At 60.8% G+C, this 24760-nt stretch carries 23 protein-coding genes and 1 tRNA gene; 14 read left to right on the forward strand and 10 right to left on the reverse strand.

Annotation, left to right across the window (positions count from 1 at the left end; genetic code table 11):
- Positions 1-17: 17 nt before the first annotated feature.
- The gene (locus NKH37_RS15325; RefSeq protein ID WP_352466981.1) at positions 18-1235 is read right to left on the reverse strand and encodes an LL-diaminopimelate aminotransferase; all 1218 of its coding nucleotides are present in this window, start codon (positions 1233-1235) and stop codon (positions 18-20) included.
- 40 nt (positions 1236-1275) lie between these two features.
- A complete protein-coding gene (locus NKH37_RS15330) occupies positions 1276-1608 on the reverse strand; it encodes a hypothetical protein (RefSeq protein WP_352482154.1) in 333 nt (110 codons plus the stop codon).
- A 151-nt stretch (positions 1609-1759) separates the two neighbouring features.
- Here NKH37_RS15330 and NKH37_RS15335 point away from each other — a divergent pair, with 151 nt between their 5' ends.
- From NKH37_RS15335 to NKH37_RS15345, 3 genes are all read left to right on the forward strand, one after another.
- Positions 1760-3595, forward strand: a complete 1836-nt coding sequence (locus tag NKH37_RS15335) for a PHA/PHB synthase family protein (protein WP_352586952.1) — start codon at positions 1760-1762, stop codon at positions 3593-3595.
- A gap of 327 nt (positions 3596-3922) precedes the next feature.
- Positions 3923-5053, forward strand: a complete 1131-nt coding sequence (locus NKH37_RS15340; protein ID WP_352482303.1) for a YcbK family protein — start codon at positions 3923-3925, stop codon at positions 5051-5053.
- 172 nt (positions 5054-5225) lie between these two features.
- Positions 5226-5300: transfer RNA gene (locus tag NKH37_RS15345), tRNA-Glu, on the forward strand.
- Between the two features lie 121 nt (positions 5301-5421).
- Here the strand turns inward: NKH37_RS15345 and NKH37_RS15350 are convergent.
- Entirely contained in the window at positions 5422-5718 is a 297-nt protein-coding gene (locus tag NKH37_RS15350; RefSeq protein ID WP_023678889.1) for a DUF982 domain-containing protein, read from the reverse strand.
- Between the two features lie 300 nt (positions 5719-6018).
- On the opposite strand from NKH37_RS15350, the gene map reads away from it, so the two are divergent.
- Both map and radC read left to right on the forward strand, forming a co-directional pair.
- The gene (gene map, locus NKH37_RS15355; RefSeq protein WP_023720154.1) at positions 6019-6846 is read left to right on the forward strand and encodes a type I methionyl aminopeptidase; all 828 of its coding nucleotides are present in this window, start codon (positions 6019-6021) and stop codon (positions 6844-6846) included.
- A 52-nt stretch (positions 6847-6898) separates the two neighbouring features.
- On the forward strand, positions 6899-7645 hold the full coding sequence (gene radC / locus NKH37_RS15360) for a RadC family protein (protein ID WP_023720155.1): 747 nt from the start codon (positions 6899-6901) through the stop codon (positions 7643-7645).
- A gap of 86 nt (positions 7646-7731) precedes the next feature.
- Here the strand turns inward: radC and NKH37_RS15365 are convergent, their stop codons facing one another.
- Together NKH37_RS15365 and NKH37_RS15370 are read right to left on the reverse strand one after the other, a co-directional pair.
- A complete protein-coding gene (locus NKH37_RS15365; RefSeq protein ID WP_036245080.1) occupies positions 7732-10311 on the reverse strand; it encodes a bifunctional diguanylate cyclase/phosphodiesterase in 2580 nt (859 codons plus the stop codon).
- A 367-nt stretch (positions 10312-10678) separates the two neighbouring features.
- Positions 10679-11545: a class I SAM-dependent methyltransferase gene (locus tag NKH37_RS15370; RefSeq protein WP_353005378.1), complete on the reverse strand. Its 867-nt coding sequence runs from the start codon at positions 11543-11545 to the stop codon at positions 10679-10681.
- 472 nt (positions 11546-12017) lie between these two features.
- Here NKH37_RS15370 and NKH37_RS15375 point away from each other — a divergent pair, with 472 nt between their 5' ends.
- The 9 genes from NKH37_RS15375 (at position 12018) to NKH37_RS15415 (ending at position 19766) form a co-directional block, all read left to right on the forward strand.
- Complete coding sequence (locus tag NKH37_RS15375) at positions 12018-12374, forward strand: SPW repeat protein (RefSeq protein ID WP_051409696.1); 357 nt, start codon at positions 12018-12020, stop codon at positions 12372-12374.
- 129 nt (positions 12375-12503) lie between these two features.
- Positions 12504-12953, forward strand: coding sequence for a DUF2231 domain-containing protein (locus NKH37_RS15380; protein ID WP_023720160.1), 450 nt, complete (start codon positions 12504-12506; stop codon positions 12951-12953).
- On the forward strand, positions 12953-14299 hold the full coding sequence (locus tag NKH37_RS15385; RefSeq protein ID WP_353005380.1) for a PQQ-dependent sugar dehydrogenase: 1347 nt from the start codon (positions 12953-12955) through the stop codon (positions 14297-14299). The genes NKH37_RS15380 and NKH37_RS15385 overlap by 1 nt, the downstream gene beginning before the upstream one ends.
- Positions 14300-14619: 320 nt before the next feature.
- Positions 14620-15435 (forward strand): cytochrome c oxidase subunit II, encoded by an 816-nt coding sequence (coxB, locus tag NKH37_RS15390; RefSeq protein ID WP_352860277.1) that lies wholly within the window; start codon positions 14620-14622, stop codon positions 15433-15435.
- 91 nt (positions 15436-15526) lie between these two features.
- A complete protein-coding gene (ctaD, locus tag NKH37_RS15395) occupies positions 15527-17296 on the forward strand; it encodes a cytochrome c oxidase subunit I (protein ID WP_023720163.1) in 1770 nt (589 codons plus the stop codon).
- The gene (locus NKH37_RS15400; protein WP_353041142.1) at positions 17293-17997 is read left to right on the forward strand and encodes a cytochrome c oxidase subunit 3; all 705 of its coding nucleotides are present in this window, start codon (positions 17293-17295) and stop codon (positions 17995-17997) included. The genes ctaD and NKH37_RS15400 overlap by 4 nt, the downstream gene beginning before the upstream one ends.
- 13 nt (positions 17998-18010) lie before the next feature.
- The gene (locus NKH37_RS15405) at positions 18011-18733 is read left to right on the forward strand and encodes a heme-copper oxidase subunit III family protein (protein ID WP_353005382.1); all 723 of its coding nucleotides are present in this window, start codon (positions 18011-18013) and stop codon (positions 18731-18733) included.
- Positions 18734-18743: 10 nt separating this feature from the next.
- Entirely contained in the window at positions 18744-19148 is a 405-nt protein-coding gene (locus NKH37_RS15410; RefSeq protein WP_353005383.1) for a cytochrome C oxidase subunit IV family protein, read from the forward strand.
- 144 nt (positions 19149-19292) lie between these two features.
- A complete protein-coding gene (locus NKH37_RS15415; RefSeq protein WP_023720166.1) occupies positions 19293-19766 on the forward strand; it encodes an aminoacyl-tRNA deacylase in 474 nt (157 codons plus the stop codon).
- Between the two features lie 57 nt (positions 19767-19823).
- Here the strand turns inward: NKH37_RS15415 and NKH37_RS15420 are convergent, their stop codons facing one another.
- The 5 genes from NKH37_RS15420 to tig all read right to left on the reverse strand — a co-directional run bounded on the left by NKH37_RS15420 (position 19824) and on the right by tig (position 24760).
- Positions 19824-20636: a DUF2189 domain-containing protein gene (locus NKH37_RS15420; RefSeq protein ID WP_352482145.1), complete on the reverse strand. Its 813-nt coding sequence runs from the start codon at positions 20634-20636 to the stop codon at positions 19824-19826.
- A 317-nt stretch (positions 20637-20953) separates the two neighbouring features.
- Positions 20954-21886 carry a heme o synthase gene (locus NKH37_RS15425; protein ID WP_352844232.1) on the reverse strand — a complete coding sequence of 311 codons (933 nt, stop codon included), beginning with the start codon at positions 21884-21886 and terminating at the stop codon, positions 20954-20956.
- A gap of 147 nt (positions 21887-22033) precedes the next feature.
- A complete protein-coding gene (locus NKH37_RS15430; RefSeq protein ID WP_502895904.1) occupies positions 22034-22387 on the reverse strand; it encodes a c-type cytochrome in 354 nt (117 codons plus the stop codon).
- Positions 22388-22599: 212 nt separating this feature from the next.
- Positions 22600-23124, reverse strand: coding sequence for a hypothetical protein (locus NKH37_RS15435; RefSeq protein ID WP_353005385.1), 525 nt, complete (start codon positions 23122-23124; stop codon positions 22600-22602).
- 160 nt (positions 23125-23284) lie between these two features.
- The gene (gene tig / locus NKH37_RS15440) at positions 23285-24760 is read right to left on the reverse strand and encodes a trigger factor (RefSeq protein ID WP_023720171.1); all 1476 of its coding nucleotides are present in this window, start codon (positions 24758-24760) and stop codon (positions 23285-23287) included.

Raw genomic sequence — 24760 nt, forward strand, 5'->3', positions numbered from 1 at the left:
ATTGATGTGTAGAAAACTCAGCGATGCGCGGCGAGCGGTACGACGTTATTCGGCTGCTTGGCGCTGGATGCGAGGAAGCGCTTGATGTTGCGCGCTGCCTGACGGATCCGGTGCTCGTTTTCGACCAGCGCGATGCGCACGTGATCGTCGCCATGCTCGCCGAAGCCGACGCCCGGCGCCACCGCGACGTCGGCGTGCTCGATCAGGAGCTTGGAGAATTCAAGCGAGCCGAGGTGCTTGAACGGCTCGGGGATCGGCGCCCAGGCGAACATCGATGCCGCCGGTGCGGGAATGGTCCAGCCGGCACGGCTGAAGGCGTCGACCATGACGTCGCGGCGTTTGCGGTAGACGTCGCGCACTTCGGCGATATCGGCTCCGTCGCCGTTGAGTGCATGCGCGGCCGCCACCTGGATCGGCGTGAAGGCGCCGTAGTCGAGATAGGATTTCACCCGCGTCAGCGCCGAGATCAGCCTTTCATTGCCGACGGCAAAACCCATGCGCCAGCCCGGCATCGAAAAGGTCTTCGACATCGAGGTGAACTCGACTGCGACGTCGATGGCGCCCGGCACCTGCAGCACCGAAGGCGGCGGATTGCCGTCGAAATAGATCTCGGAATAGGCAAGGTCCGACAGGATGATGATGTCGTTCTTCCGGGCGAAAGCCACCACCTCCTTGTAGAAATCGAGCGAGGCGACCAGTGCCGTCGGGTTGGACGGATAATTGAGAATCAGCGCCAGCGGCTTCGGGATCGAATGGCGGATGCCGCGCTCCAGCGCCGGGATGAAACCGTCGTCCGGTTCGGCCTGCAGCGAGCGGATGACGCCGCCCGACATGATGAAGCCGAAGGCGTGGATCGGATAGGTCGGATTGGGGCACAGGATCACATCGCCGGGGGCGGTGATCGCCTGCGCCATATTGGCAAAGCCCTCCTTCGAGCCGAGCGTCGCCACCACCTGGCTGTCCGGGTCGAGCTTCACGCCGAAACGGCGGGCATAATAATTGGCCTGGGCACGGCGCAGGCCCGGAATGCCGCGCGACGACGAATAGCGGTGCGTGCGCGGATCACGCACGACCTCGCAGAGTTTGTCGACGATGGCCTTGGGCGTCGGCAGGTCCGGATTGCCCATGCCAAGGTCGATGATGTCGGCGCCACGCGAGCGGGCACTGGCCTTCAGCCGGTTGACCTGTTCGAAGACATAGGGCGGAAGCCGGCGGACCTTGTGAAATTCTTCCATGGCAGTTCCAGACAGTGAGGTTGCGGTCGCGCGTATAAGCTTATTTGCAATTAGGGTCGAGAGCGGGGTCGCATTTGCCTTCGATCTGCTTCAGCGCCTCGGCGCCGTGTTTTTTTGCCAGCTGGTCCAGCGCAGCCTGGTCCGCGACCTTGACGCCGCCGCCCTTCGCGGCCTGGCCCTGCTCCTCGGCCTTCAGCTGGGCGAGCTTGGCGTTCTTTTCCTCGTCGGTGAATTGCTCGGCCGCCACCTGCGGCGGGATGTTCAGGTTCGGGTAGGAACCGGTGTCCTTCGCCCCGACAAGGCCGGTGGCGGGCGCTGCACCTTCTATGTTGCTGCTCGTGCAACCGGCCATCGCCAGCAGGACGAGCGCCATGCGGCAAAAACGACCAGTGCCGGAAAAAACGTTCTTGCCAATATTAATCGTCATATTGTTTTCCTGGCGGCCGGGTTAGAGCACGTTGGACCCTGTCAGATATCCCATGGTAATATGTCAACAAAACGCTTCGGGAGGAACCCCGCGAACCATGTCCAAAACACCCGATTCGGGCAAAGCGGAAGATGACCAACCTTCGACCGTCGAGCAATATCTGGTTAAGGACCCGGAACGCTTTGCTCTGAACATGGCCCGCATGATCGAGCAGGCCGGCAAGGCCGCCTCGGCATGGGCCGAGCCGCGGGAAAAGGGCGAGGTGCGCGATCATGTCGCCGAGCCGGTCGTCGACATGGTGAAGACGTTCTCCAAACTCACCGAATACTGGCTCTCCGACCCGCAGCGCGCGCTGGAGGCACAGACACGATTGTTTTCCGGCTATATGGCCGTCTGGGCCAATGCCGTTCAGCGCATCGGCGCCGGTGCCGAGGAGACCGAGGATGCGGTCAAGCCCGAGCGCGGCGACAAGCGTTTCCAGGACCCGGAATGGGGCCGCAACGCCTTTTTCGATTTCCTCAAACAGGCGTATCTCGTCACCTCGCGCTGGGCGGCCGAACTGGTCGAGCACGCCGACGGTCTGGACGAGCACACCCGCCACAAGGCCAGCTTTTATGTCAGGCAGGTGTCCAACGCCATCTCGCCGTCGAATTTCATCCTGACCAATCCGGAATTGTTTCGCGAGACCGTCGCCTCGAACGGCGAAAACCTGGTGCGCGGCATGAAAATGCTGGCCGAGGACATTGCCGCAGGCAAGGGTGACCTGAAGCTGCGGCAGGCGGATTATTCACCCTTCGAGATCGGCAAGAATCTCGCCACCACGCCCGGCAAGGTGGTCGGCCGCAGCGACGTCGCCGAAATCCTGCAATACGAGCCGGCGACCGAGACCGTGCTCAAGCGGCCGCTGCTGATCTGCCCGCCATGGATCAATAAATACTACATCCTCGACCTCAACCCGCAAAAATCCTTCATCCGCTGGGCGGTCGAGCAAGGCCACACGGTCTTCGTCATCTCCTGGATCAATCCGGACGAGCGGCACGGCGCCAAGAGCTGGGAGGCCTATATCAGGGAGGGCCTGCAATACGGCCTCGACACGATTGAAAAGGCCACCGGCGAAAGGCAAGTCAACGCCATCGGATATTGCGTCGGCGGCACGCTGTTGGCGGCAGCGCTGGCCTTGATGGCGCAGGAAGGCGACCACCGCATCAAATCGGCGACCTTCTTCACCACGCAGGTCGATTTCACCTATGCCGGCGACTTGAAAGTGTTCGTCGACGAGGAGCAAGTCGCGGCCGTTGAAAAGGCAATGAGCGAAAAAGGCTATCTCGACGGCACCAAGATGGCGACTGCTTTCAACATGCTGCGCTCGGGCGACCTGATCTGGCCCTATGTCGTCAACAATTACATGCGCGGCAAGGATCCCCTGCCCTTCGACCTGCTCTACTGGAACGCCGATTCGACCCGCATGGGCGCTGCCAACCATTCCTTCTACCTGCGCAATTGCTATCTCGAGAACAGGCTTTCGCAAGGCATGATGGAGTTGGCGGGCCGCACGGTTTCGCTGAAGGATGTCACCATCCCTGTCTACAACCTCGCCTCGAAGGAGGATCACATCGCGCCGGCGCTGTCGGTGTTCCTCGGCTCGAAATATTTCGGCGGCGAGGTCGACTACGTCGTGGCCGGCTCCGGCCACATCGCCGGCGTCGTCAATCCGCCGGCGGCGCAGAAATACCACTACTGGACCGGCGGCAAGCCGGCTGGGGACTTCGACCAGTGGTTCGCCGGGGCCACTGACCATCCCGGCTCCTGGTGGCCGCACTGGCAGCGCTGGATCGAAGCCAGGGACAATACCCGCGTACCGGCCCGCAAACCGGGCGAGCATATGCAAGTTCTAGGCGAAGCCCCCGGCACCTATGTCAAGGTGCGTGTGTAACCATCTGTAATGTGTGGTGAGTTGACGCGCCGCCAAAAGCGGGCGAAATGGTGTCGTCAACCCTGAGCAGCCTTGATTCATCCTCTAGCCGCCAAATTACTTTGAGGCTTGCAGATTTGACACAGGTCTCGTTTCCGGTTCGGGGAACAAGGGTCATTTCGACGAGACGTTTCGACGCCGCGCCAATGACGAACCGGTCGGATATCGAGGGGGAATTTTGTTTTGAGATCAGCAGGATCGCGCCTCGCGAAGGGAGAAAGCCGCGCCATTGTGGCGGCGCTTTTCTCGGTGCTTCTGGCGTCCTGCACCTCTGCCGGCGACCCGACCATGTCGGTCGGCATGCCAGGCTATAATGCCTCGGCCACCGAAATCAGCACGGCCGCCGGTGCGCCCCAGGCCAGCACGGCCGCCTCATCGTCGCAGATGACAACCGCACAAATGACGATGAATGCAGAGGGCGACGCCAACCTTCCCGAGCAGGTCGCCTATGTGCCAATGGCCAAGCCAGGGGCCAAGTCCGATGCCGGCTTCCCGATCGCCGTTCCCACGGCGGCCGAGACGATCGCGGGACATTCGCCGCAACCGCTGCAACCAAACGCCGAGGCGGCTGAACAGGCCAACGCTGTTGCGCAGAACAGTGCCGCCGCCGATGCCGGCGCATCGAAGCCCGATGCCAAGGCCGCCGCGCCGGCGATGAACAACCCGGTCTATGTGACCGCCGGCGAGATGCCGCAGCCACAGGCCTATGCACCGAAGAAAAACTTCCTGGCCTCGCTGTTCAGCGCTACGCCTGCTTCGGCGGCATCGCCGGCCAACAGCAGATCGGGCGGGCAGCCAGCGGTCTTGCAGGCCAAGGCGACGCCCGCGGCAAAGCCCACCGTCACCCTGGCCTCGGCCAACCCGGCTGAAAAGCCGGTGCAGTTGGCATCGGCCGGCGATACCAGCCACTTCACGGCCGATGCGCTGCCCGGCGTGCGCCAGACGGCACTGTTCGAGATCAAGCGCAAATCCGGCCTCGACGACGAGAGTGATGTCGACCTCAACGAAGACGAAGGTTCGGGTGGCGCCTACCAGGTCGCCTCCGCCGCCGGCCTCGCCCGGCTGGCACCCAACGGTCTCCTGAAACAGAACGAAAGCGTCGATGTCGCCTGCTTGAAGCCGTCGCTGGTTCGCGTGCTGAAGACGATCGAAGGCCACTACGGCCGCAAGATGACGGTTACCTCCGGCTATCGCGATCCGGCCCGCAACCGTCGCGCCAACGGTGCCAAGAACTCGCTGCACATGTACTGCGCCGCCGCCGACATCCAGGTTCCCGGCGTCTCAAAATGGGAACTGGCGAGCTATATCCGCACCATGCCGGGCCGCGGCGGCGTCGGCACCTACTGCCACACCGAATCCGTCCACGTCGATGTCGGACCGGAGCGCGACTGGAACTGGCGCTGCCGCAGGCGCGGCTAGGGCGAGGTTCTTCCGCCACTGAAGGCCCTTCGGCGGCGTTGCATCATGCCGCAAAAACCAGCTTGGCTGTCGGAAAGACGCGGTTTGGAGCCAAAGGAAAAAAGTTGTCGCAGCCGGCAGCAGACGGGTTGCCGGTTTGTCGCGACGCAACTATAAGCGCTCACATCTGAGCGCGCCCATCGTCTAGCGGTCAGGACACCGCCCTTTCACGGCGGTAACAGGGGTTCGATTCCCCTTGGGCGTACCAGAGACCTCAAGTACTTAGCACATGCCATCGCTAACGCGCTGCGTAACCTTGCCGGACCACCACTCTGATGAGGATGTCGGCAAAGGCTGCCAGACAAATTGAAGATTATGTCGACGGCTCCCTACGCCCGCAGTCCCCTCGCCTCGCCGCCGCGCTTGCGCGGAACCATCATGTCCCTGGCCAGCAGGCCGCTCACCCGGCAAAAGGCCATGAAGGCCCGCCATGCGTCCTCGGTCTCGACGATGTCCACCGTGGCACCAAAACAGGCGTTGAACGCGGCCTGGTAGGTTGGCCCCTTCCGGCGGACCGGCCACGTTTGCAGGAAATCGAGCGCCTGCTCGACACTGTAGATTTCCTCGACCGGCTGGCCGGGCACAGGCGCGATCCGCACCGGCACCTCGAATTGCAGTCTGTCCATTCGATCTCTCCCGAACCGACGCCCCCGCAGCGACGCCGTTCGTTGCAAAAAGTTGCCGTAGCGGCTTAGTGCTTGGGCCGACTTCTCGCCTAGAAATGTGTCGTCACTGCGGTAGCCAATGAACCCGGCGAAGCATGGGCCGCTCCAGGCAAGGAGAATGCCTCAGGCGTGAATATATCGCTGGTCTTCGGCCGTTCGCCGGCAGTTCGTCCTTGAACCTTGCGCTTTCCAGTGCCAAATCTGGGGAGATTTCTCTCGCCGAGGCTCATCCAGCCTCGCATCTCTGCAAGACGGATAAAAATGGTCACCTATCTCGACGCCGCCGCGGCACCGCTCAGAAACACCGGCCAGATCCGTCTTTACGACGAGGAAGGCTTTATCGGCATGCGCAAGGCTTGCGATCTCACCGCGCGCTGCCTCGACGAACTGGTGACGATGGTGGCGCCCGGCGTCACCACCGAGGCGATCGATCGTTTCGTTTTCGAATTTGGCATGGACCATGGCGCGCTTCCGGCGACGCTCAACTACCGCGGCTACACGAAATCATCCTGCACCTCGATCAACCACGTCGTCTGTCACGGCATACCCGATAACAAGCCGTTGAAGGACGGCGACATCGTCAACATCGACGTCACCTATATCCTCGACGGCTGGCATGGCGACTCCTCGCGCATGTATCCAGTGGGCACGATCAAGCGTGCCGCGGAGCGGCTACTCGAAGTCACGTATGAGTGCCTGATGCGCGGCATCGCGGCAATCAAGCCGGGCGCCCGCACCGGCGCCATCGGCGCCGCCATCCAGACCTACGCCGAAGCCGAGCGTTGCTCGGTGGTGCGCGATTTCTGCGGCCATGGGGTCGGCCGGCTGTTTCACGACGCGCCGAATATCCTGCATTACGGCAGCGCCAGCGAAGGCGTCGAGATGCGGCCGGGCATGATCTTCACCGTCGAGCCGATGATCAATCTCGGCCGGCCGCATGTGAAAGTGCTGTCGGACGGCTGGACCGCGGTGACGCGCGATCGTTCGCTGTCGGCGCAGTACGAGCACACGATCGGCGTCACCGAAACCGGCTGCGAGATCTTCACGCTATCGCCAAAAAACCTCGACCGCCCCGGCCTGCGGGCCTAGTGTCTGGCAGATCGGGCGTTACCTTGCCCGGCAAATGCTGGGTGGGGCAGCCATGAACGGTGACGACGACGAGCGGGCCTTCTTTCCCGAAAGGCCGGTGCGATCGCCCGCGAAGGCGGTGGCCGCCGACAAGCCGCATTATCTCGGCCATCGCGACCGCCTGCGCGAACGCTTTGCTGCCGGCCCCAACACCCTCCCCGACTACGAACTGCTCGAGCTTCTATTGTTTCGGCTGATCCCGCGCGCCGACACCAAGCCGGTCGCCAAGGCATTGCTGGCACGCTTCGGTACATTGGCCGAGGTCCTCGGCGCGCCCGTCGAGCGCCTGCAGGAGGTGAAGGGCATCGGCCCGGCGGTGGCGCTCGACCTGAAGGTGGTTGCCGCAACGGCGCAGCGCATGGCGCGCGGCGAGATCGCCGGCCGCGAGCTTTTGTCGACCTGGACGCAGGTTCTCGAATACTGCCGGTCGGTCATGGCCTTCGAGGAGCGGGAGCAGTTCCGCATCCTGTTCCTCGACAAGAAGAACGCACTGATCGCCGACGAAGTGCAGCAGGTCGGCACCGTTGACCACACGCCGGTCTATCCGCGCGAGGTGGTCAGGCGCGCCTTGGAGCTCTCGGCGACGGCGATTATTCTGGCTCACAACCATCCATCGGGCGATCCGACGCCGTCGCGCGCCGACATCGAGATGACCAAGCTGATCATCGAGACGGCCAAACCGCTTGGCATTGCCGTTCACGATCACATCATCATCGGCAGGAAAGGCCACTCCAGCATGAAGGGCCTGCTGCTTATTTGAGGCTTATTGTTACCGGCCTGGCCTGCCACGCGCATATTGATGCGACGCTCAACGCCGATCGCGCCGGTAAATGCGGGGACTGGCGCTCAGCTGGCTGTGCGCAGCCGCCGGGATCGAACAAAGGCCTTTAGTCCGTCGGAATCGAGCGCGTAGCCGAAGGCATAACCCTGCAACATGTCGCAGCCCAGGCCTTTGAGTATCCGTGCGTGCTGCATCGTCTCGACACCTTCCGCCACGACCTCGATACCCAAGGACTTGCCGATGTCAATGATTGACGAGACAACCTGCCTTCTTTGCGGCGATTTGGCGATTGGGGTGACCAGCTGCCGATCTATCTTTAGCCGGCGAGGCTGCAACTTGAGCAAACTGACTATCGAAGCGTAACCAGTACCAAAATCGTCTATTTCGATGTCAATCCCGAGTTCTTTTATCTGCTCGATATTCCAGGTGACAAGGTCGTCGTTCTCGTCCAGGAAAATTGACTCAACAAGCTCGAATGAAACTGTCCCTTTTTCGATATTTTGTTCTCGCAAGCTCTTGATGAGCTCCTCATCTTGAAGGCGTCGCGCCGAAACATTGACCGATACCCGCGGAATGTGGAGTCCCGCAGCGGACCATTCTTTGAAGTCCAAAAGCGACTGCTTCAATATGGCTTGGTCGATGATCGAGACCACATTCAGTTCTTCCGCAATTCTCAGGAAGACATCGGGCGCCAAAATACCCTTTTCTGGATGTCTCCACCTCGCCAGCGCCTCAACCCCCACGATTTCGAGCGTCTTTGCGTCAAATTGGGGCTGGTAGAAGGGGATGAACTCGTTGCGCTCAAGGCCGCCGAGAATTTCGTCGGCAATCCGCTTTGTATCGACGATTTCGCTTTGCATCGCGTCGGTGAAGAATTCGTATCGATTGCGCCCACGCCTCTTTGCTCGGTAAAGCGCGATATCGGCGTTTACCAGCAGGTGTTTGGCTTCGATATTTTTTCCGTTGTCGACTGCGATTCCCACGCTGACACCAAAACGGCATCGATGGCCCTGGTAGTAGACCGGTTCGCGCATCTGGCTGATGACGCGGTCAGCGAGCAGCGCCAGTTGCTTGGTATCGTCGCGCACCACGCACAGAACGATGAATTCGTCTCCCCCGATGCGGGCGACGAATCCCTCGTCGCCGACCTTCGATCTGAGGACTGTTGACGCGTGAACCAACATTGCGTCACCGGCGGCGTGGCCCAGCGTATCATTGATGTGCTTGAACCGATCCAGATCGATGTGAAGCAGTGCCGCATGCCCGCCTGAGCGCCTGGCGTTTGCCGCGTAATCTTCCAGTACCTGGTCGAGGTAACGCCGGTTGGGCAAGCCGGTCAACGAGTCATGAAGCGCGATGTGCTCTATGCGCGCTTTGGCCGACTCGAGTTCTGCATTTTTCGACTCGGACAGCTGTTTTGCTCGAACCAGATCCTGGTTCAGCAGGACATCGGCTGTAACGTCCCATTCCGCGCCTATCATTTTTGGAGTGTTGTTTGCGACCCGGTAAACGATCGCCTTGGACCGGACATGACGGACCTCGCCATCCGGACGCACAATCCGGTACTCCGACAAATAGGGTCGTCCGCTGGCCACCGCGCTGTCGAAATCTGCGTTGGCGGTAGCCAAATCATCTGGGTGGATTGCACCCGCCCAGTCTATGTAGCCCCGGTGCTCCCCGGTTGATTTGCCATATATTTCATTTACGCGATCATCCCACGTAAGCTCGTTGGTCGCGAGATCGTGTTCCCAAACCCCAATAGCCGAGGCTTCCAGAGCGAGTTCCAGGCGTCGTGACAATCGACGCAATTCCGCATAATTGCGCTGTCTTTCGCCGATCAGGCGACCTGTGACCAGGAAGGGGAACACAACCAAGGCCCCGGCCGTCGCCATGATCGCGCGCAACAACCATGCGTTACTTGGCGTCGAAGGCCAGCCATTTTTGGGAATGGCCGCGATCTGCCACGAACCGGACGGGAGCAAAACGTCGGCCGTCACCGGATCGCTTTTGCCGATCCGCTCATTGCCGTAGAATTGGTCTCCATTTTGGCCGAGAGCGTCCCTGCCGATCAGCGCTATGTCAATCCCGAGATCGTCGTCAAGCAGCCCGCTCGCCCGATAGAGACGCTGCACGTCGACAACGGCGGAAATGATGCCCCAGAACCTTTCCGTATTGCCCGCGCTCCGCACGAAAACCGGAAAGCGACCGATAAAGCCTTGTCCTCCCTGCTTCAGATCGACGGGACCGGCAAGCACCAGCTTGCGTTCGTCTCGCGCCCTTAGCGCAGCCGCACGCTGCCGCTCGTTCTTGCGGTAATCGAGGCCCATCGCCTGCTCGTTACCCTCCATCGGGTACATCAGGGAAACGACCAGATCGGGCGCGCCGGCAATATTGTTCAATTGCGAGTTCGCGCCAAACAGATTACTCGCCAGCGAAGCGAAGCGTTGCTGTCCCATATAGGGCTCGGTTACGACCGCAGCGACCAGTCCATGCACGAGTTGAAGGTTTCCGTTGATATTGCCTTCGAGCTTGGCGCGGATGAGGTTGACCTTGGTCAGCACGTCCGCACGGACGGCCTGGTCCGAGACGATCTTGTTCTGGTGCTCCGCGAACGCTGCGCTGATAAGGATGACGACAAACGCGATCGCCGCCGGAATATTTGCCGACGAAAAGACGGCCTCCTTAATGCCGCCGAACCTAGCGCGGAAAAAAGCCAATAGGCGATTCCTCAATTGCCATTTCAGGTCCTCGGGGTCGACCCGATGAGGAACATTAGCTTTCAATGTTTAATTGGACCTTCATACTCCTGAGAAATTTTCATTTTCCGACGGCTGACGCCGGCTGCGGTGTCGACAGCGACACCACTGCCAACGCGATGCTGAAGGCGGGCTGCACGATGCGGACCAACATGAAACGCCAGCTGGATCAGCCTTGCCCGGAAGATCGAGGCGCACGAGCGCCATTGCACACTTCGACGCTCCGACCCGAGTACGTCGGAGCATTGACCTTGGACTAGTGGCCCTCGATCGGCTTGGGAGACACAAGGTATGGTATCTTGCCGACGCTACGCTTCGTAGCGCCAATGGAATAGGCCATCGGTATCTTGGGGGAGTTTTCTGGCAGGCCGTACATATCCTTGCCGGCCCGCACTGCAAATGAAAAGTGCTGCCACGAAACCGTGTCATGCTCATTGAGAAAATCGAGCGTCAGACCAGCTGAAATCAGCGCGTTCACCACGTCACTGATCGGATGGATCCACTCATAATAGCGAGGATGCTTCAAGATACGATTGTCGCCGGTGTAGGTCAGTTCCTCGTTCCAGGCGAGCGGCCGAGCTATCGGCGTTCGCCAGTCGTGCTTCAACTCCAGGGCCGCGGCCTTTCGATCGCACTGAAACATCAATGGATGGCCCTCGGCCATGTAGAGCCGGCCGCCGGGTCGAAGGAGACTGGCCACCACCCGCGCCCAGCGGAACACGTCGTCCAGCCAGTTTACCGAACCCCAGGTAACGTAAGCGATGTCAAAGGTCCGGCCGAGCGCTTCGACGGCCTCGAACAGGGGCGCTTCCACGAAACGTACGTCGGTGCCTGCCTTCGCAGCGAAATCCCGCGCCGCCGCGATCGCCGTCGGTGAAAAGTCGAGGCCGGTCACGCTGCCCGCACCGAGATTCTTCAGGCTGATCGTGTCAAGCCCGATGTGACACTGCAGGTGGACGATATCCTTGCCGGCAATATCGCCGACCTCGCGCGTTTCCAATTCATAGAGATTGGATCCGCCTGCCAGCACATTCTCGATGTGGTAGCTGCCCGTTGTGTCGGTCGAGTGCAGTTCGGCCCGATCATCCCAATTAAGGCGGTTCGCACCCAGAAACGGTTCCAATTTCCCCCCAACCCTGACTGACGCATGGTAAACAAGTCGTTAAAACACCTTTGCAGCGAAAGTATCGCGCGTCAATCCGGACCGGTCGTCTCTCAAACAAGCTTCGGCGGCAATCAAGACCAGCAAGAGCGTCTCGTCTCAAGAACTGCGATCCACGACCAATGTTTTCACCGGATCGAGAAAAGAATGAGCCTGTCCGCGCCGCTGGCACGTCGCCGCTGACCATGTCCACTGCGGCTTTGGATCGCTCGATCACCATCAAGTGATCCAGGCGTGCCGGTGCCGAATGGAACATAAAGCCCGGAATTCAGTTAGATAGCCGGATTTGGCTGGAGTACCGCCAGATGCGGAAACTCCGGCCGGGCAAGGGCACTGCCGTAACACGGAGTGAGCGGCTTCGGGCGCATCTCGCCGGACTCAGGCACCACCTTGCCGAACTCGGGAGCCACAAACGCTCCCAATGGAGGATGCCATGAACCAGTGGACAAACGCCAGGCTCTGTGACGTAGCCAACCTGATCCTTGGGGCAATTCTGTTCTTCTCTCCCTGGATCTTCGCCTTTGCGGCAGGCCCGCAGACGCAGAACGCCCTCGGCAGCGGAATCTTGATTGTCGTGCTTTCGATTGCCGCTCTCGCGGCATTTGCCGTCTGGGAAGAGTGGGTGAACCTGGTCGTCGGACTGTGGGTTCTCGTATCGCCCTGGGTGCTTGGATTCCAGGCGACCACGGCGATGACCGTGCATGTCGTGATCGGCATTCTGGTCGCCGTCCTGGCCGCGATCGAGCTCTGGATGATGTACCAGAACCCGCCGACCCAGTCCGCCGCCTAACAGGCGCAGCCAGCCAGCGCCCTTTTTGGGCCTGACGGATCGATGGTTCGTCTGCCGGCCTCTCGGCAACAGCCGCCCAGAGGCCGGATGGCAGTTTGTTTGGACGAGATCTGAGAAGGATTGCGCATTATGGTCGGTGACAATCCGCGTTCGACGGCCAGGATTGCGGGACATCCCATTCATCCGATGCTCGTGCCGTTTCCGATCGCCTGCTTCGTCGGCACCCTGCTGACGGATCTGGCCTATTGGCGAACGGCGGAGATGATGTGGGCGGACTTCTCCGCTTGGCTGGTTACCGTCGGAGTGATCATGGGCTGCCTTGCAGCGATCGTGGGGTTGATCGATTTTCTGGCTAATCCGCTGATAAGGGCACAGCCCCCTGCCTGGCCGCACGTGCTCGGTAATCTGCTGGCGCTGGTGTTGTCCGTGATCAACATGCTCGTGCACACCCGCGATGCATGGACCTCCATCGTTCCCACCGGCTTGATCCTCTCGGCGGTTGTCGTGCTCATCCTCATCTTCACTGGTTGGCTGGGCTGGTCCATGGTGTACCGGCATCACGTCGGAGTGGCGGATTGATGCGCGTAGCAAGCTCCATCAGACAGGCCGGGCGCATCGCGGCGTCCATCCTTACTTGCACTGCGGTGATCACCCTCGCAGCGTGCAGCGGCAACGACCCGGATCCCGGCAGTCAGATAGGGCCGAATCCAAACCTGCCCGAGCCGATCCAATATTTCTTCCCGCCCATGCATCTCGCTTCCGTGGTCGGGTGGAAGAACGACGAAAGGCCGACCGCTGCGCAGGGGCTCCAGATCCAGGCTTTTGCCAACGGCTTGCAGCATCCGCGCTCGCTTTATGTGCTGCCCAATGGCGACGTCCTGGTGATCGAGTCCAAGGCGCCGGGCGGCGAACCGATCAAACGGCCCAAGGATTTGGTGATGGGCTGGATCGAATCGTGGGTCACCTCGGGCGGCGACAGCGGCCCAAGCAACCGCATCACCTTGCTGCGCGACGCCGACGGAGATGGCAAGCCGGAGCTGACCAGCGTCTTCCTCGACCACCTGATCTCGCCCTTCGGCGTGGCGCTGGTGGGAAGCGATCTCTACGTCGCCAACACCGATTCCATCGTCCGCTATCCCTACAACACCGATGAAACCAAGATCACCGCGCCCGGAACGCCGCTCACCGCCCTGCCCGGCGGCCCGATCGACCATCACTGGACGAAGAGCCTGGTGGCAAGCCCGGACGGCTCGCTGCTCTATGTCGGCGTCGGCTCGAACAGCAACGTGGCCGAGAACGGCATCGAGGCGGAGAAGGACCGCGCCGCCATCTGGCAGGTGGACAGGGCTACCGGCAGGTCGCGCATTTTCGCCAGCGGTTTGCGCAATCCGAACGGCCTGAGCTGGGAGCCGCAGACCGGGGCGCTCTGGGCCGTGATCAATGAGCGCGACGAGCTCGGCCCCAATCTCGTGCCGGATTATCTGACGTCGGTAAAGGACGGCGGCTTCTACGGGTGGCCATACAGCTATTATGGCCAGCATCTCGATCCGCGCGTCATGCCCCAGCGTCCGGACCTGGTCGCGAATGCGATCGTTCCGGATTATGCGCTGAGTTCCCACGTCGCCCCTCTGGGACTGGCCTTCTATACGGCAACCAGCCTCCCCCAGGCGTATCGCGGCGGCGCCTTCGTTGGCGAGCACGGGAGCTGGAACCGCACGCGCTTCAATGGCTACAAGGTGGTGTTCGTACCATTCAGCGGCGGCCATCCGAGTGGCGCCGCACAGGACGTGGTGACTGACTTCCTGGACAAGGACAACAAGGCGCGCGGCCGGCCTGTCGGCCTGGCCGTCGACAAAACCGGGGCCCTGCTCATCGCCGACGACGTCGGCAACACAGTTTGGCGGGTGACATCTGCCGGCCAATAAAGGGGCTCCACTCCCTTCGTCGAGCTGTCGGTCGAGCAGGGGATCGAACCCTGCGCGCGACGATCCCCGACGATCGCCGTTCCGGTGATTCTGCCGGGCACATTCGGCATGCTCGCCATTGCCGTTTACTCGACGCTGACGATGTTTGCCGCGCGCTACCGCTGATCACCGCCGAACCGAAGGACCGCCAGCACCGAGAAATGGTATTTTTGCCCTTCCCACCGCCGGCTCTAGAATTTTCATCGCAAATCAAGTTATGATGCACTTGGTATTTCCCGGGACGGCTTTGCGCCGCTTGGAATACCGGGAGGAACCGGGACATGGCCGTTGCGCTTGTACTCGTTCTGATCGTCGTGGGCTCGGTGTTGTTCCACTTCCTGAGCCCATGGTGGTGGACGCCGATTGCCTCGAACTGGGACTATATCGACAACACCATCATCATAACTTTCTGGATCACCGGCGTCGTCTTCGCCGCCGTGGTTCTTTTCATGGCCTATTGCGTCTTCCGCTTCCGTCATCGGGAAGGCAATCAGGCGGCATATGAACCTGAGAACAGGCGGCTCGAATCCTGGCTGACGGTCGTCACTGCCGTCGGTGTCACGGCTTTGCTGGTTCCCGGCCTGTTCGTCTGGAGCCGCTTCGTCAACGTCCCAAGCGACGCAACCGAGGTCGAAGTCGTCGGCCAGCAATGGCAATGGAGTTTCCGCCTGCCCGGCAAGGACGGCAAGCTCGGCACATCCGACACTCGCGACGTCAACGCTGAAAATCCGCTCGGCGTCATCGCCGCTGATGCCAACGGCCAGGACGACGTCGTGGTCGAAGCGGCCGACCTGCATCTGCCGGTTGGCAAACCGGTCAAGATGCTGCTCCGCTCGATCGATGTGCTGCACGATTTCTACGTGCCGGAATTCCGCGCCAAGATGGACATGATCCCGGGCTCAGTCACCTATTTCTGGTTCACTCCGACCAAGACCGGAACCTTCCAGGTCCTGTGTGCCGAACTCTGCGGCCAAGGGCATCCGATGATGCATGGCGTGGTCATGGTCGATACGCAGGAAGATTATCTGGCGTGGCTCGGCCAGCAGCAGACTTTTGCGCAGCTGTCCGCGCCGCAGCAGATCGGTTCGGCAGACTAGACGCCGGAACGACGGCGCGCCGTCGGCATTGAAAAGATTGCGGCAGGCCCGAACTGTCGGGCATGGCCGAAAAGGGCACGGAGGTGTTCCTATGGTCGATATCACACCTGCAGATGCGGTACCGCCGGCCGAAGTCGCGGAAATGGAACTTTACCATCCGCACAGCTGGTGGACAAAGTACGTCTTCTCGCAGGATGCCAAGGTCATCGCCATCCAGTATTCGGCGACGGCGACGGCGATCGGCATGGTGGCGCTGGTGTTGTCCTGGCTGATGCGGCTGCAGCTCGGCTTCCCCGGCACGTTCGACTTCATCACACCGGAAGCCTACTACCAGTTCATCACCATGCACGGCATGATCATGGTGATCTACCTGCTCACCGCACTCTTCCTGGGCGGCTTCGGCAACTATCTGATCCCGCTGATGGTTGGCGCTCGCGACATGGTCTTTCCCTATGTCAACATGCTGAGCTACTGGATCTATCTCCTGGCCGTGCTGGTCCTCGTGTCGAGCTTCTTTGCCCCCGGCGGACCGACAGGTGCCGGCTGGACGCTCTATCCGCCGCAGGCGATCATGACCGGTACGCCAGGCGGCCAGGACTGGGGCATCATCCTGATGCTCGTCTCGCTGATCCTGTTCATCATCGGCTTCACCATGGGCGGCTTGAACTATGTCGTGACGGTGCTACAGGGCCGCACGCGCGGCATGACACTGATGCGCCTTCCGCTCACCGTCTGGGGTATTTTCACCGCCACCGTCATGGCGCTGCTCGCCTTCCCGGCACTGTTCGTCGCCTGCGTGATGATGCTGCTCGACCGGGCGCTCGGCACCAGCTTCTTCATGCCGGCGATCGTCGAGATGGGCGAACAATTGCAGCATGGCGGCGGCAGCCCGATCCTGTTCCAGCATCTGTTCTGGTTCTTCGGCCACCCCGAGGTCTACATCGTGGCGCTTCCGGCCTTCGGCATCGTCTCCGACCTGATCAGCACCCATGCGCGCAAGAACATCTTCGGCTACCGCATGATGGTCTGGGCCATCGTCGGCATTGGCGCACTGAGCTTCGTGGTCTGGGCGCACCACATGTATGTCAGCGGCATGCATCCCTATTTCGGCTTTTTCTTCGCCACCACGACATTGATCATCGCGGTTCCAACAGCCATCAAGGTCTACAACTGGGTGCTGACGCTGTGGCGTGGCGACATCCACCTCACCATACCGATGCTTTTTGCCCTGGCCTTCATCGTCACCTTCGTCAATGGCGGGTTGACTGGGCTATTCCTCGGCAATGTCGTCGTCGACGTTCCGCTGTCGGACACGATGTTCGTCGTCGCCCATTTCCATATGGTCATGGGGGTCGCCCCGATCATCGTAATCTTCGGCGCGATCTATCACTGGTATCCGAAGGTCACCGGTCGGATGCTGAACGAGACGCTGGGCCGGTTCCATTTCTGGGTCACCTTCCTTGGCGCCTATCTGATCTTCTTTCCCATGCACTATCTCGGCTTGATGGGCGTGCCGCGGCGCTACAACGAATTGACCGATATGACGGTGATGACGGAATCGGCCCACCACCTCAACTCGTTTATCAGCATCATGGCTTTTATCGTCGGTTTTGCCCAGATCGTGTTTCTGTTCAATCTCATCTGGAGCATCCGCCATGGCCGTGAGGCTGGTGGCAATCCGTGGCGGGCAACGACGCTCGAGTGGCAGACGGCCGAAACACCGCCGGGCCATGGCAATTTCGGCAAGGATCTGCCGATCGTCTATCGCTGGGCCTATGACTACAGCGTACCGGGCGCCAAGGAGGACTTCATACCGCAAAACGTTCCGGGCTCCTTCGGACCTTCCAGGGAGCCGGCATGAGCGTCATTCTGGTTTTCCTGCTCGTGATCGCCGGCATTGCTGGGTGGTGGCTCTCGCATCAGCGGCTAATGACGAGGCCGTGGCTCGAGCAAGGTTTGGTCGGGGATTTTGTCGCCCTGGACCGATCGGCGCTTCCGACCGCAAAGATCGGTCTCGGCGTCTTCCTTGCCGTCGTCGGCTGCCTGTTCGCGCTGTTCACCAGTGCTTACTTCATGCGCATGGCGCTGTCGGATTGGCAGCCGCTGCCCATCCCGCCTCTGCTCTGGCTTAATACCGGCGTACTGGTCTTGAGCAGCATTGCCATGCAGTGCGCTTCGCTCGCGGCGCGCAAGGGTCAAGTGGACATGGTCAGGCTCGGCCTCGCCACCGCTGGACTCACGGCGCTCGCCTTCCTGGTTGGACAGCTTATGGCATGGGGGGAACTGAGCGCGGATGGCTATTTTCTGGCGTCCAATCCGGCCAACAGCTTCTTCTACCTGCTAACGGGAATGCATGGGCTGCATATACTGGGAGGGCTGGTCGGCCTGGGCAGAACGACCGTCGGTGCCTGGAACGGTGCGCGGCCGCAGCGGCTTCGCCTGAGCGTCGAGCTGTGCGCCATGTACTGGCATTTCCTGCTTTTCGTCTGGCTCGCCATCTTCGCTCTTCTGGCCGGCTGGGCTTCGACTTTAATCGACATTTGCCGAGGGTTGCTGACCTAGGAGGAACGGGCGGATGGCTGAGACGACACTGACCCACATCGGCCGAACGGGGCCGCGGCCCGCAGGCTGGCAAGGCATCGCCGCCGACTGGTCCTCGGATCAGCGGGCGTTCAAAAACGTGTCTTGGGGCAAGGCCATGATGTGGATCTTCCTGCTCAGCGACACGTTCATCTTCGGCTGCTTCCTGCTCTCCTACATGACCGACCGTATCTCCACACGCGTGCCGTGGCCCAATCCGAGCGAGGTCTTTGCCCTGCGCATCGGCGGCTCCGACATTCCATTGATCCTTATCGCCATCATGACCTTCGTCCTGATCTCGAGCAGCGGAACGATGGCCATGGCGGTGAATTTCGGCTACCGCCGCGACCGCCGCAAGACGGCAGTCCTGATGCTTTTGACCGCGGCACTCGGCGCGACCTTCGTCTGCATGCAAGCCTTCGAATGGACCAAGCTGATCACCGAGGGCGTGCGGCCTTGGGGCAATCCGTGGGGCGCTGCACAGTTCGGCGCATCCTTTTTCATGATCACCGGCTTCCACGGCACACATGTGTCGATCGGGGTGATTTTCCTGATCATCGTGGCGCGAAAGGTCTGGCGCGGGGACTACGACGTCGGACGGCCCGGCTTCTTCACCAGCCGGAGGGGCCGCTACGAAAACGTCGAAATCATGGGGCTCTACTGGCATTTCGTCGATCTGGTCTGGGTGTTCATTTTCGCTTTTTTCTATCTTTGGTGAGAGGCAGGACATGGCTGAAGCAACCGCAAATGGCCTGGGACAACACGCGCGCGACAGCGCCCATACGCATGATGCGACGGCGACCAGCGTTACCCCTACGGAGGTTCATCAGGAGCACCCGATCAAGCTCTATCTGGTGGTCTGGGCGTGGCTGTTCATCCTCAGCACCTGCTCCTATCTGGTCGACTATTTCGGTCTCCACGGCTATCTCAGATGGTCGCTGATCCTGATCTTCATGATCCTCAAGGCAGGGCTGATCGTCGCCATCTTCATGCACATGGCCTGGGAACGGCTGGCGCTGACATATGCAATCATCCTGCCGCCGGTGCTGGTGCTGGTATTCGTGACGCTGATGGTCTTCGAAGCGGACTACACCCTTCTCACCCGAATGGCGTTTTTCGGGGCCGGGCCCTGACATGCAATCCGGATCCAGGCCGTCCTGTTCTGGAGCCTTCGCCTTGAAACAATCTACGGCTGGACCATTTCTGTTGGTATCGGAAACGACAGGCGATGCCGGCGTTTCCACATGCGTCGCGAACACCAGCAAGGGGCGCCCAAGATGACCATCGCAAACAGACTGAAGGACTTCATCGATAAGAAAGGCATTTCCTACGACACCGTCGAGCATCACCGCACGGCGACAAGCAGACAATCCGCCATTGCGGCACATGTGCCTGGCAGCATAATGGCCAAATCGGTGGTCGTTCACCACGACCGTGGCTACGCGCTGGCCGTGGTTCCAAGCACGCACAGGATAGAACTCGCGACATTGCAGGATGTTATGGACAAGCCTCTTGGACTTGCCTCCGAAGACGAGGTGGTCTCGTTGTTCGGCGATTGCGATGTCGGCGCTGTGCCGCCGATCGGCGCTGCCTATGATGTGCCGGTGGTCCTCGATGAAAGCCTCGGCGACGCTCCCGAAATCTATTTCGAGGGCGGTGACCATAGGACGCTGGTGCATGTGAGCGGCAAAGATTTCCGCGACCTGACAAAAGACGCGCGCCAGGCCCGTTTCAGCCACCCGGCCTATTGAAAGCTCTGCCCCACCCTCCCCGCACCGGCGCTCGGTGCGGAGGACAGGTTTTTCAGCTCACGGTCTGGTAGCCGGCGGCGATTCGACAACTTTCCGATAGACATGCCAGGTGGCATGACCAAGGATCGGCAGCACGACCGCCAACCCGGCGAACACTGGCAGCGAGCCGATGATCAAGGCGACGGCGACAATAAGGCCCCACACTGCCATCACGATCGGGTTGGCCAGGACAACGCGCACCGAGGTGTGGATGGCTTCGTAGGCGCCGACATCGCGGTCGAGCAACAACGGGAATGCGACGACCGTGGTGCACAACACAACCGCGGCGAACACAAAGCCGATGGCGTGACCCAGGATGATGAGTGTCCAGCCGCGTCCCGTGGCGAATATATCACTGATGAAGCTGGACAGCGATTGCGGCGGCGCCGGGCCGAACACGGTCTGGTAAAATATCTGGGCCGTCAAAAGCCAGGCGATGAATATCGCAAGCAGCATGATGCCGACCGCCGCAATAGCCGGCAGCGCCGGAGAACTTCTGACCTCAAAGGCGTGCCTCCACGAGGCATCGAGCCCGGCTTCCCGCCGCCGGCTGATCTCATAGAGGCCGATCGCCGCGAACGGACCAATTAGCGCAAAGCCGGACACAAGCGGAAACAACAATGGCAGCGTGTTGTTGCCTGATGTCCAGACGGCAAGCACGACCCCCGCAAGCGGGTAGATCAGGCAGAGAAAAACGATGTGCGACGGCTTGACCATGAAATCATCGACGCCACGCCTGAGCGCATCAAAAAGATCGGAGACACCGATTTTTCGAATTCTGGTGTGTTCCAGCGTCTCGTTGGCGCCTGCTATCACGTGAAAACTTGCCATGACCATTCCTCCAGACCGGGTCCGGTAAGGTCGCGTTTTACGGTGCTGCCGTTCTGCGTGATTGGCCACGCAAACCGCGACCTGCACCATGATCAATATACTCTCATGCGGGGGACTTGTCGCGCTTTGTACGAAGGCCCCCGGGGGTAAGAGGTCCCGGGTAGCCCGACTAGCTCTGGACACCTTTCTTCGATATGCTCTTCTAGACGAAGGTGAAGGTCATGGATGGAAGGACAGTTCTCATACTCGGCCTTGGCATCGTTATTCTGCTGTTGCTGGGATTTTGTGCTCTGCCAACGTGATGTTTTTAGCCGGGCTCAATAGCCGGCTGACGCGACCACTCGCATTACAATGGTGTCGGCAAGCAGCGCCGCGAAGATCGCGAAAAGATAGACAATCGAATACGCAAACAACGCCTTTGCCGGCTTCATCTCCTTGTCGGCGACGAGGACCTTCCAGGCGTGCCAAATGAACCCTGCGCCCAACGCTGCTGAAGCAGTGCCGTAGTATCCGCTGGCGAAGCCGAAGGCCCAAGGAAGCACCCCGATTGGCGCCAAGACCAGCGAATAGGCGAAGATTTGTTTTCTGGTCGAGTGCTGGCCAGCCACATTCGGCATCATCGGGATGCCCGCCGCGGCATAGTCGCCGACCTTGAAAAGGGCCAGCGCCCAGAAATGAGGCGGCGTCCAGAGGAAAATGATCAGAAACAGAATGACACTTTCGATGCCGATTGCGCCGGTTGCAGCCGCCCACCCGATCACCGGAGGAAGGGCGCCTGCCGCGCCGCCTATGACGATATTCTGTGGCGTCGAGCGTTTCAGCCACATCGTGTAGATAACGACATAGAAAAAGATGGTGAACGCCAACAGCGATGCGGCAAGCCATCCAACCAGCACGCCGAGCGTCATGACCGACAGTGCGGAAAGCACCAAGCCGAAGCCGAGAGCTTCGCCAGGCGTGACGCGGCCTGACGGAATTGGTCGCTTGGACGTGCGAGACATCAAGGCGTCTATGTCTGCGTCGTACCACATATTGAGCGCGCCGGCCGCCCCTGCTCCAACCGCAATTGCGCCGATGGCGATTACGGCGATAACTGGATTCATCACGCCGGGCGCCATCATCAAGCCGACGAAGGCGGTAAAAACGGCGAGCGCCATGACCCGTGGCTTCAACAGCGCAAAGAAATCCCCGGCCGTCGCCTCCGAGAGGCGGATGCCGGTATCCTTGAGACGGCTTTCTTCAGTCGACATTCAGACGACCACCGATGGGAACGGCAGCCTAGCCGGCCAATGTCTTTTTTGCAACGAGCCGCCCTCCCCGCCGACACTGCCGGTGGATTGCGGTCGAGGCCATGCCTCGACCTGTTTGCGATACCAAGATCCGGCGGAAGTTCCGCGCTATTTGGAGAATTGCTTCAGGTAGGCAATGACATTGGCGATGTCCTCGTCCTTCTTGAGGCCGGGAAACGCCATCTTCGTTCCTTTGACCATCGCCTTGGGATCGCGAAGGTAGCTCGTCAGTGTGGCTTCGTCCCATTTAACGCCGGATTTTCCGGCCTCGGTCATGGCCTTGGAATAGCTGAACCCTGGATGCGTGCCGGCCGTTCGGCCGATGACGCCGTTCAAGGACGGACCGATCTTGTTCTGGTCCTTGTCCGCGACGTGGCAGACCTTGCATTTGGCAAAGACCTTCTCACCCGCCGCGGCATCCTGGGCCCACGAGGGGCCGGCAATGACGGTCGCAACGGACATGACGATAAAAAACACAATGGCACGCATGGCATTTCCTCCCTGATCGCCAATTTGCCCTGGCTGACCTGCACAGGCCGACATCTAGTCCGCTGGCATGCGCTCTTGAATGGCAGAACGGATATCCACTGCCTGGAGTTGCGGCACCTACATACCACGGAACCCGGCCGGCAGGTAGAGTTCGACCATGTAAAGGTTTGATGCGGACAATCCGCTCAAGGCAATTTGGTGTTGCAGGTGGCGGCGATCCGGCCGATCGCCTCTTCAAGGCCGGTAAGGTCGAAGTCGGCTTCGCCGCGCCCCGACAGCAGCCCGAACCGCCAGGACAGCAGCAGCCGGTTCGCGGAAACCAGTCGCCTGATGCCGTCGGCGCCATCGCGGACCAGCATCCTGCCGCGCGGGCCGACCGACCAGCTTTCGTTGAGCTTGCCGGATTGGTCGACAGTCACGGACATGGCGATGGTTCGGCTGGCGGAAACGGTATCGCTCAGCTGCAGCCATTCGCTCCAACGCGGTTCGCCGGCGGTCCGGCAGGCAATCGTCAATACCGGGCTGTAGCTCAATGCGCCGCCACCGGTGATGAGCTTGTTGGTAGCGTAAAGCGAGGCGGTGACAAGGCCATCGCTGCTCTTGTCGAACCGCCAGTTGTCGAGAACCGTATCAGCCTGGGCGATGCCGCAGACCGACGCAAGCAGGAACGCCGCCGCGGCCACGCTTCCGATACCGAAGAACTGTCTCAACGATGCCTCCAACAACCGCTGCGATCCGCAACCCAGCGCAGATAATCATCAAAGCTTCGTATCGCCACCTCGACCGCCAGATGCGTGAAATCCGTTGCGCCTGCGCCACAACGAAAAAGGCCGCCTCGAGAAGGCGGCCTTTTGGAATTCAGCAGGGACGTTATTCAGCGTCCTTGGCGGCCTTTTTCTTCGGCGCAGCCTTCTTCTTGGGCTCTTCAGCGTCGTCGTCGGCCTTCTTGGTGTCGGCTTTTTTCGCAGCCGCCTTCTTCGCCGGCTTGGCCTTGGTCGTCTCCGTATCCTCGTCGTCGGCCAGCAGCTCTTCCTTGCTGACCTTGACGTCGGTGACCGAGATCTGGCCAAGCAGATGGTCGACCACCTTCTCTTCGAACATCGGCGCGCGCAACGTATTCAGCGCTTCGGGATTGTTGCGATAGAATTCGAAGGCTTCCTGCTGCTGGTTGGCCGGATAGCGACGCACCTGCTCGAACAGGCCGCGCTGCAATTCCTCGTCCGTCACCGTGACGCCCGCCTTCTCGCCGATTTCAGCGAGAACCAGGCCGAGACGCACGCGGCGTTCGGCAAGGCGCATATATTCGGCACGGGCTTCTTCTTCCGTCGTCTCTTCGTCGGCAAAGGTGCGCCCGGCGGCTTCGAGATCGCGGTTGACCTGGTTCCAGATGTTGTTGAACTCGGCCTCGACGAGCTTGGACGGCGCCTCGAACGAGTAGGCAGCGTCGAGCTGGTCGAGCAACTGGCGCTTGACCTTCTGGCGCGTCATCGAACCGAACTGATTTTCGATCTGACCGCGCACCACCTCGCGCAGGCGCTCCAGCGACTCCAGGCCGAGGTTTTTGGCCATCTCGTCGTTGATCTCAAGTTCGCCGGGCTTCGACACGTCCTTGACGGTCACGTCGAAAGTGGCTTCCTTGCCGGCCAGATGCGCCGCCTGGTAGTTTTCCGGGAAGGTTACCGTGACCTGCTTCTCGTCGCCGGCCTTGCTGCCGACCAGCTGGTCCTCGAAGCCAGGGATGAATTCCTTCGAGCCGAGCACCAGCGGCTGATCGGTGCCGGCGCCGCCGCCGAAGGCTTCGCCGTCGATCTTGCCGACATAATCGAGGGTCACGCGGTCGCCCTCGGCGGCCTTGCCGGTCTTCGGCTCGTAAGTGCGCGCCGACTCGGCGACACGCTTGACCTGCTCGTCGATCTCCTCATCAGGCACTTCGAACACCTGACGCGTCACCTTGATGTCGGAGAAATCCTTGATCTCGATCGGCGGAATGACCTCGTAGTTCAGGCGGAACTCGAAATCTGCGCCGCCGGCCAGGATCTTCTCGGCTTCCTTCTCGTCCTCGGTCATGATCACTTCGGGCTGCATGGCAGCCTTTTCGCCGCGCCCGGTGATGATCGAACGGGTCGAGTCGTTGAGGATCTCGTTGACCACTTCGGCCATGAACGATTTGCCGTAGACTTTGCGCAGATGCTGCACCGGCACCTTGCCGGGGCGAAAGCCGTTGATGCGGACCTTGTTCCTGGCATCGGAGAGCCGCGCCATCAGCTTGGCTTCCATGTCACCGGCCGGCACGGTGATCTTGATCTCGCGCTTGAGACCTGAGTTGAGCGTTTCGGTGACCTGCAT

This window comes from Mesorhizobium sp. M1217 (assembly GCF_040318275.1).
Lineage (GTDB): Bacteria > Pseudomonadota > Alphaproteobacteria > Rhizobiales > Rhizobiaceae > Mesorhizobium.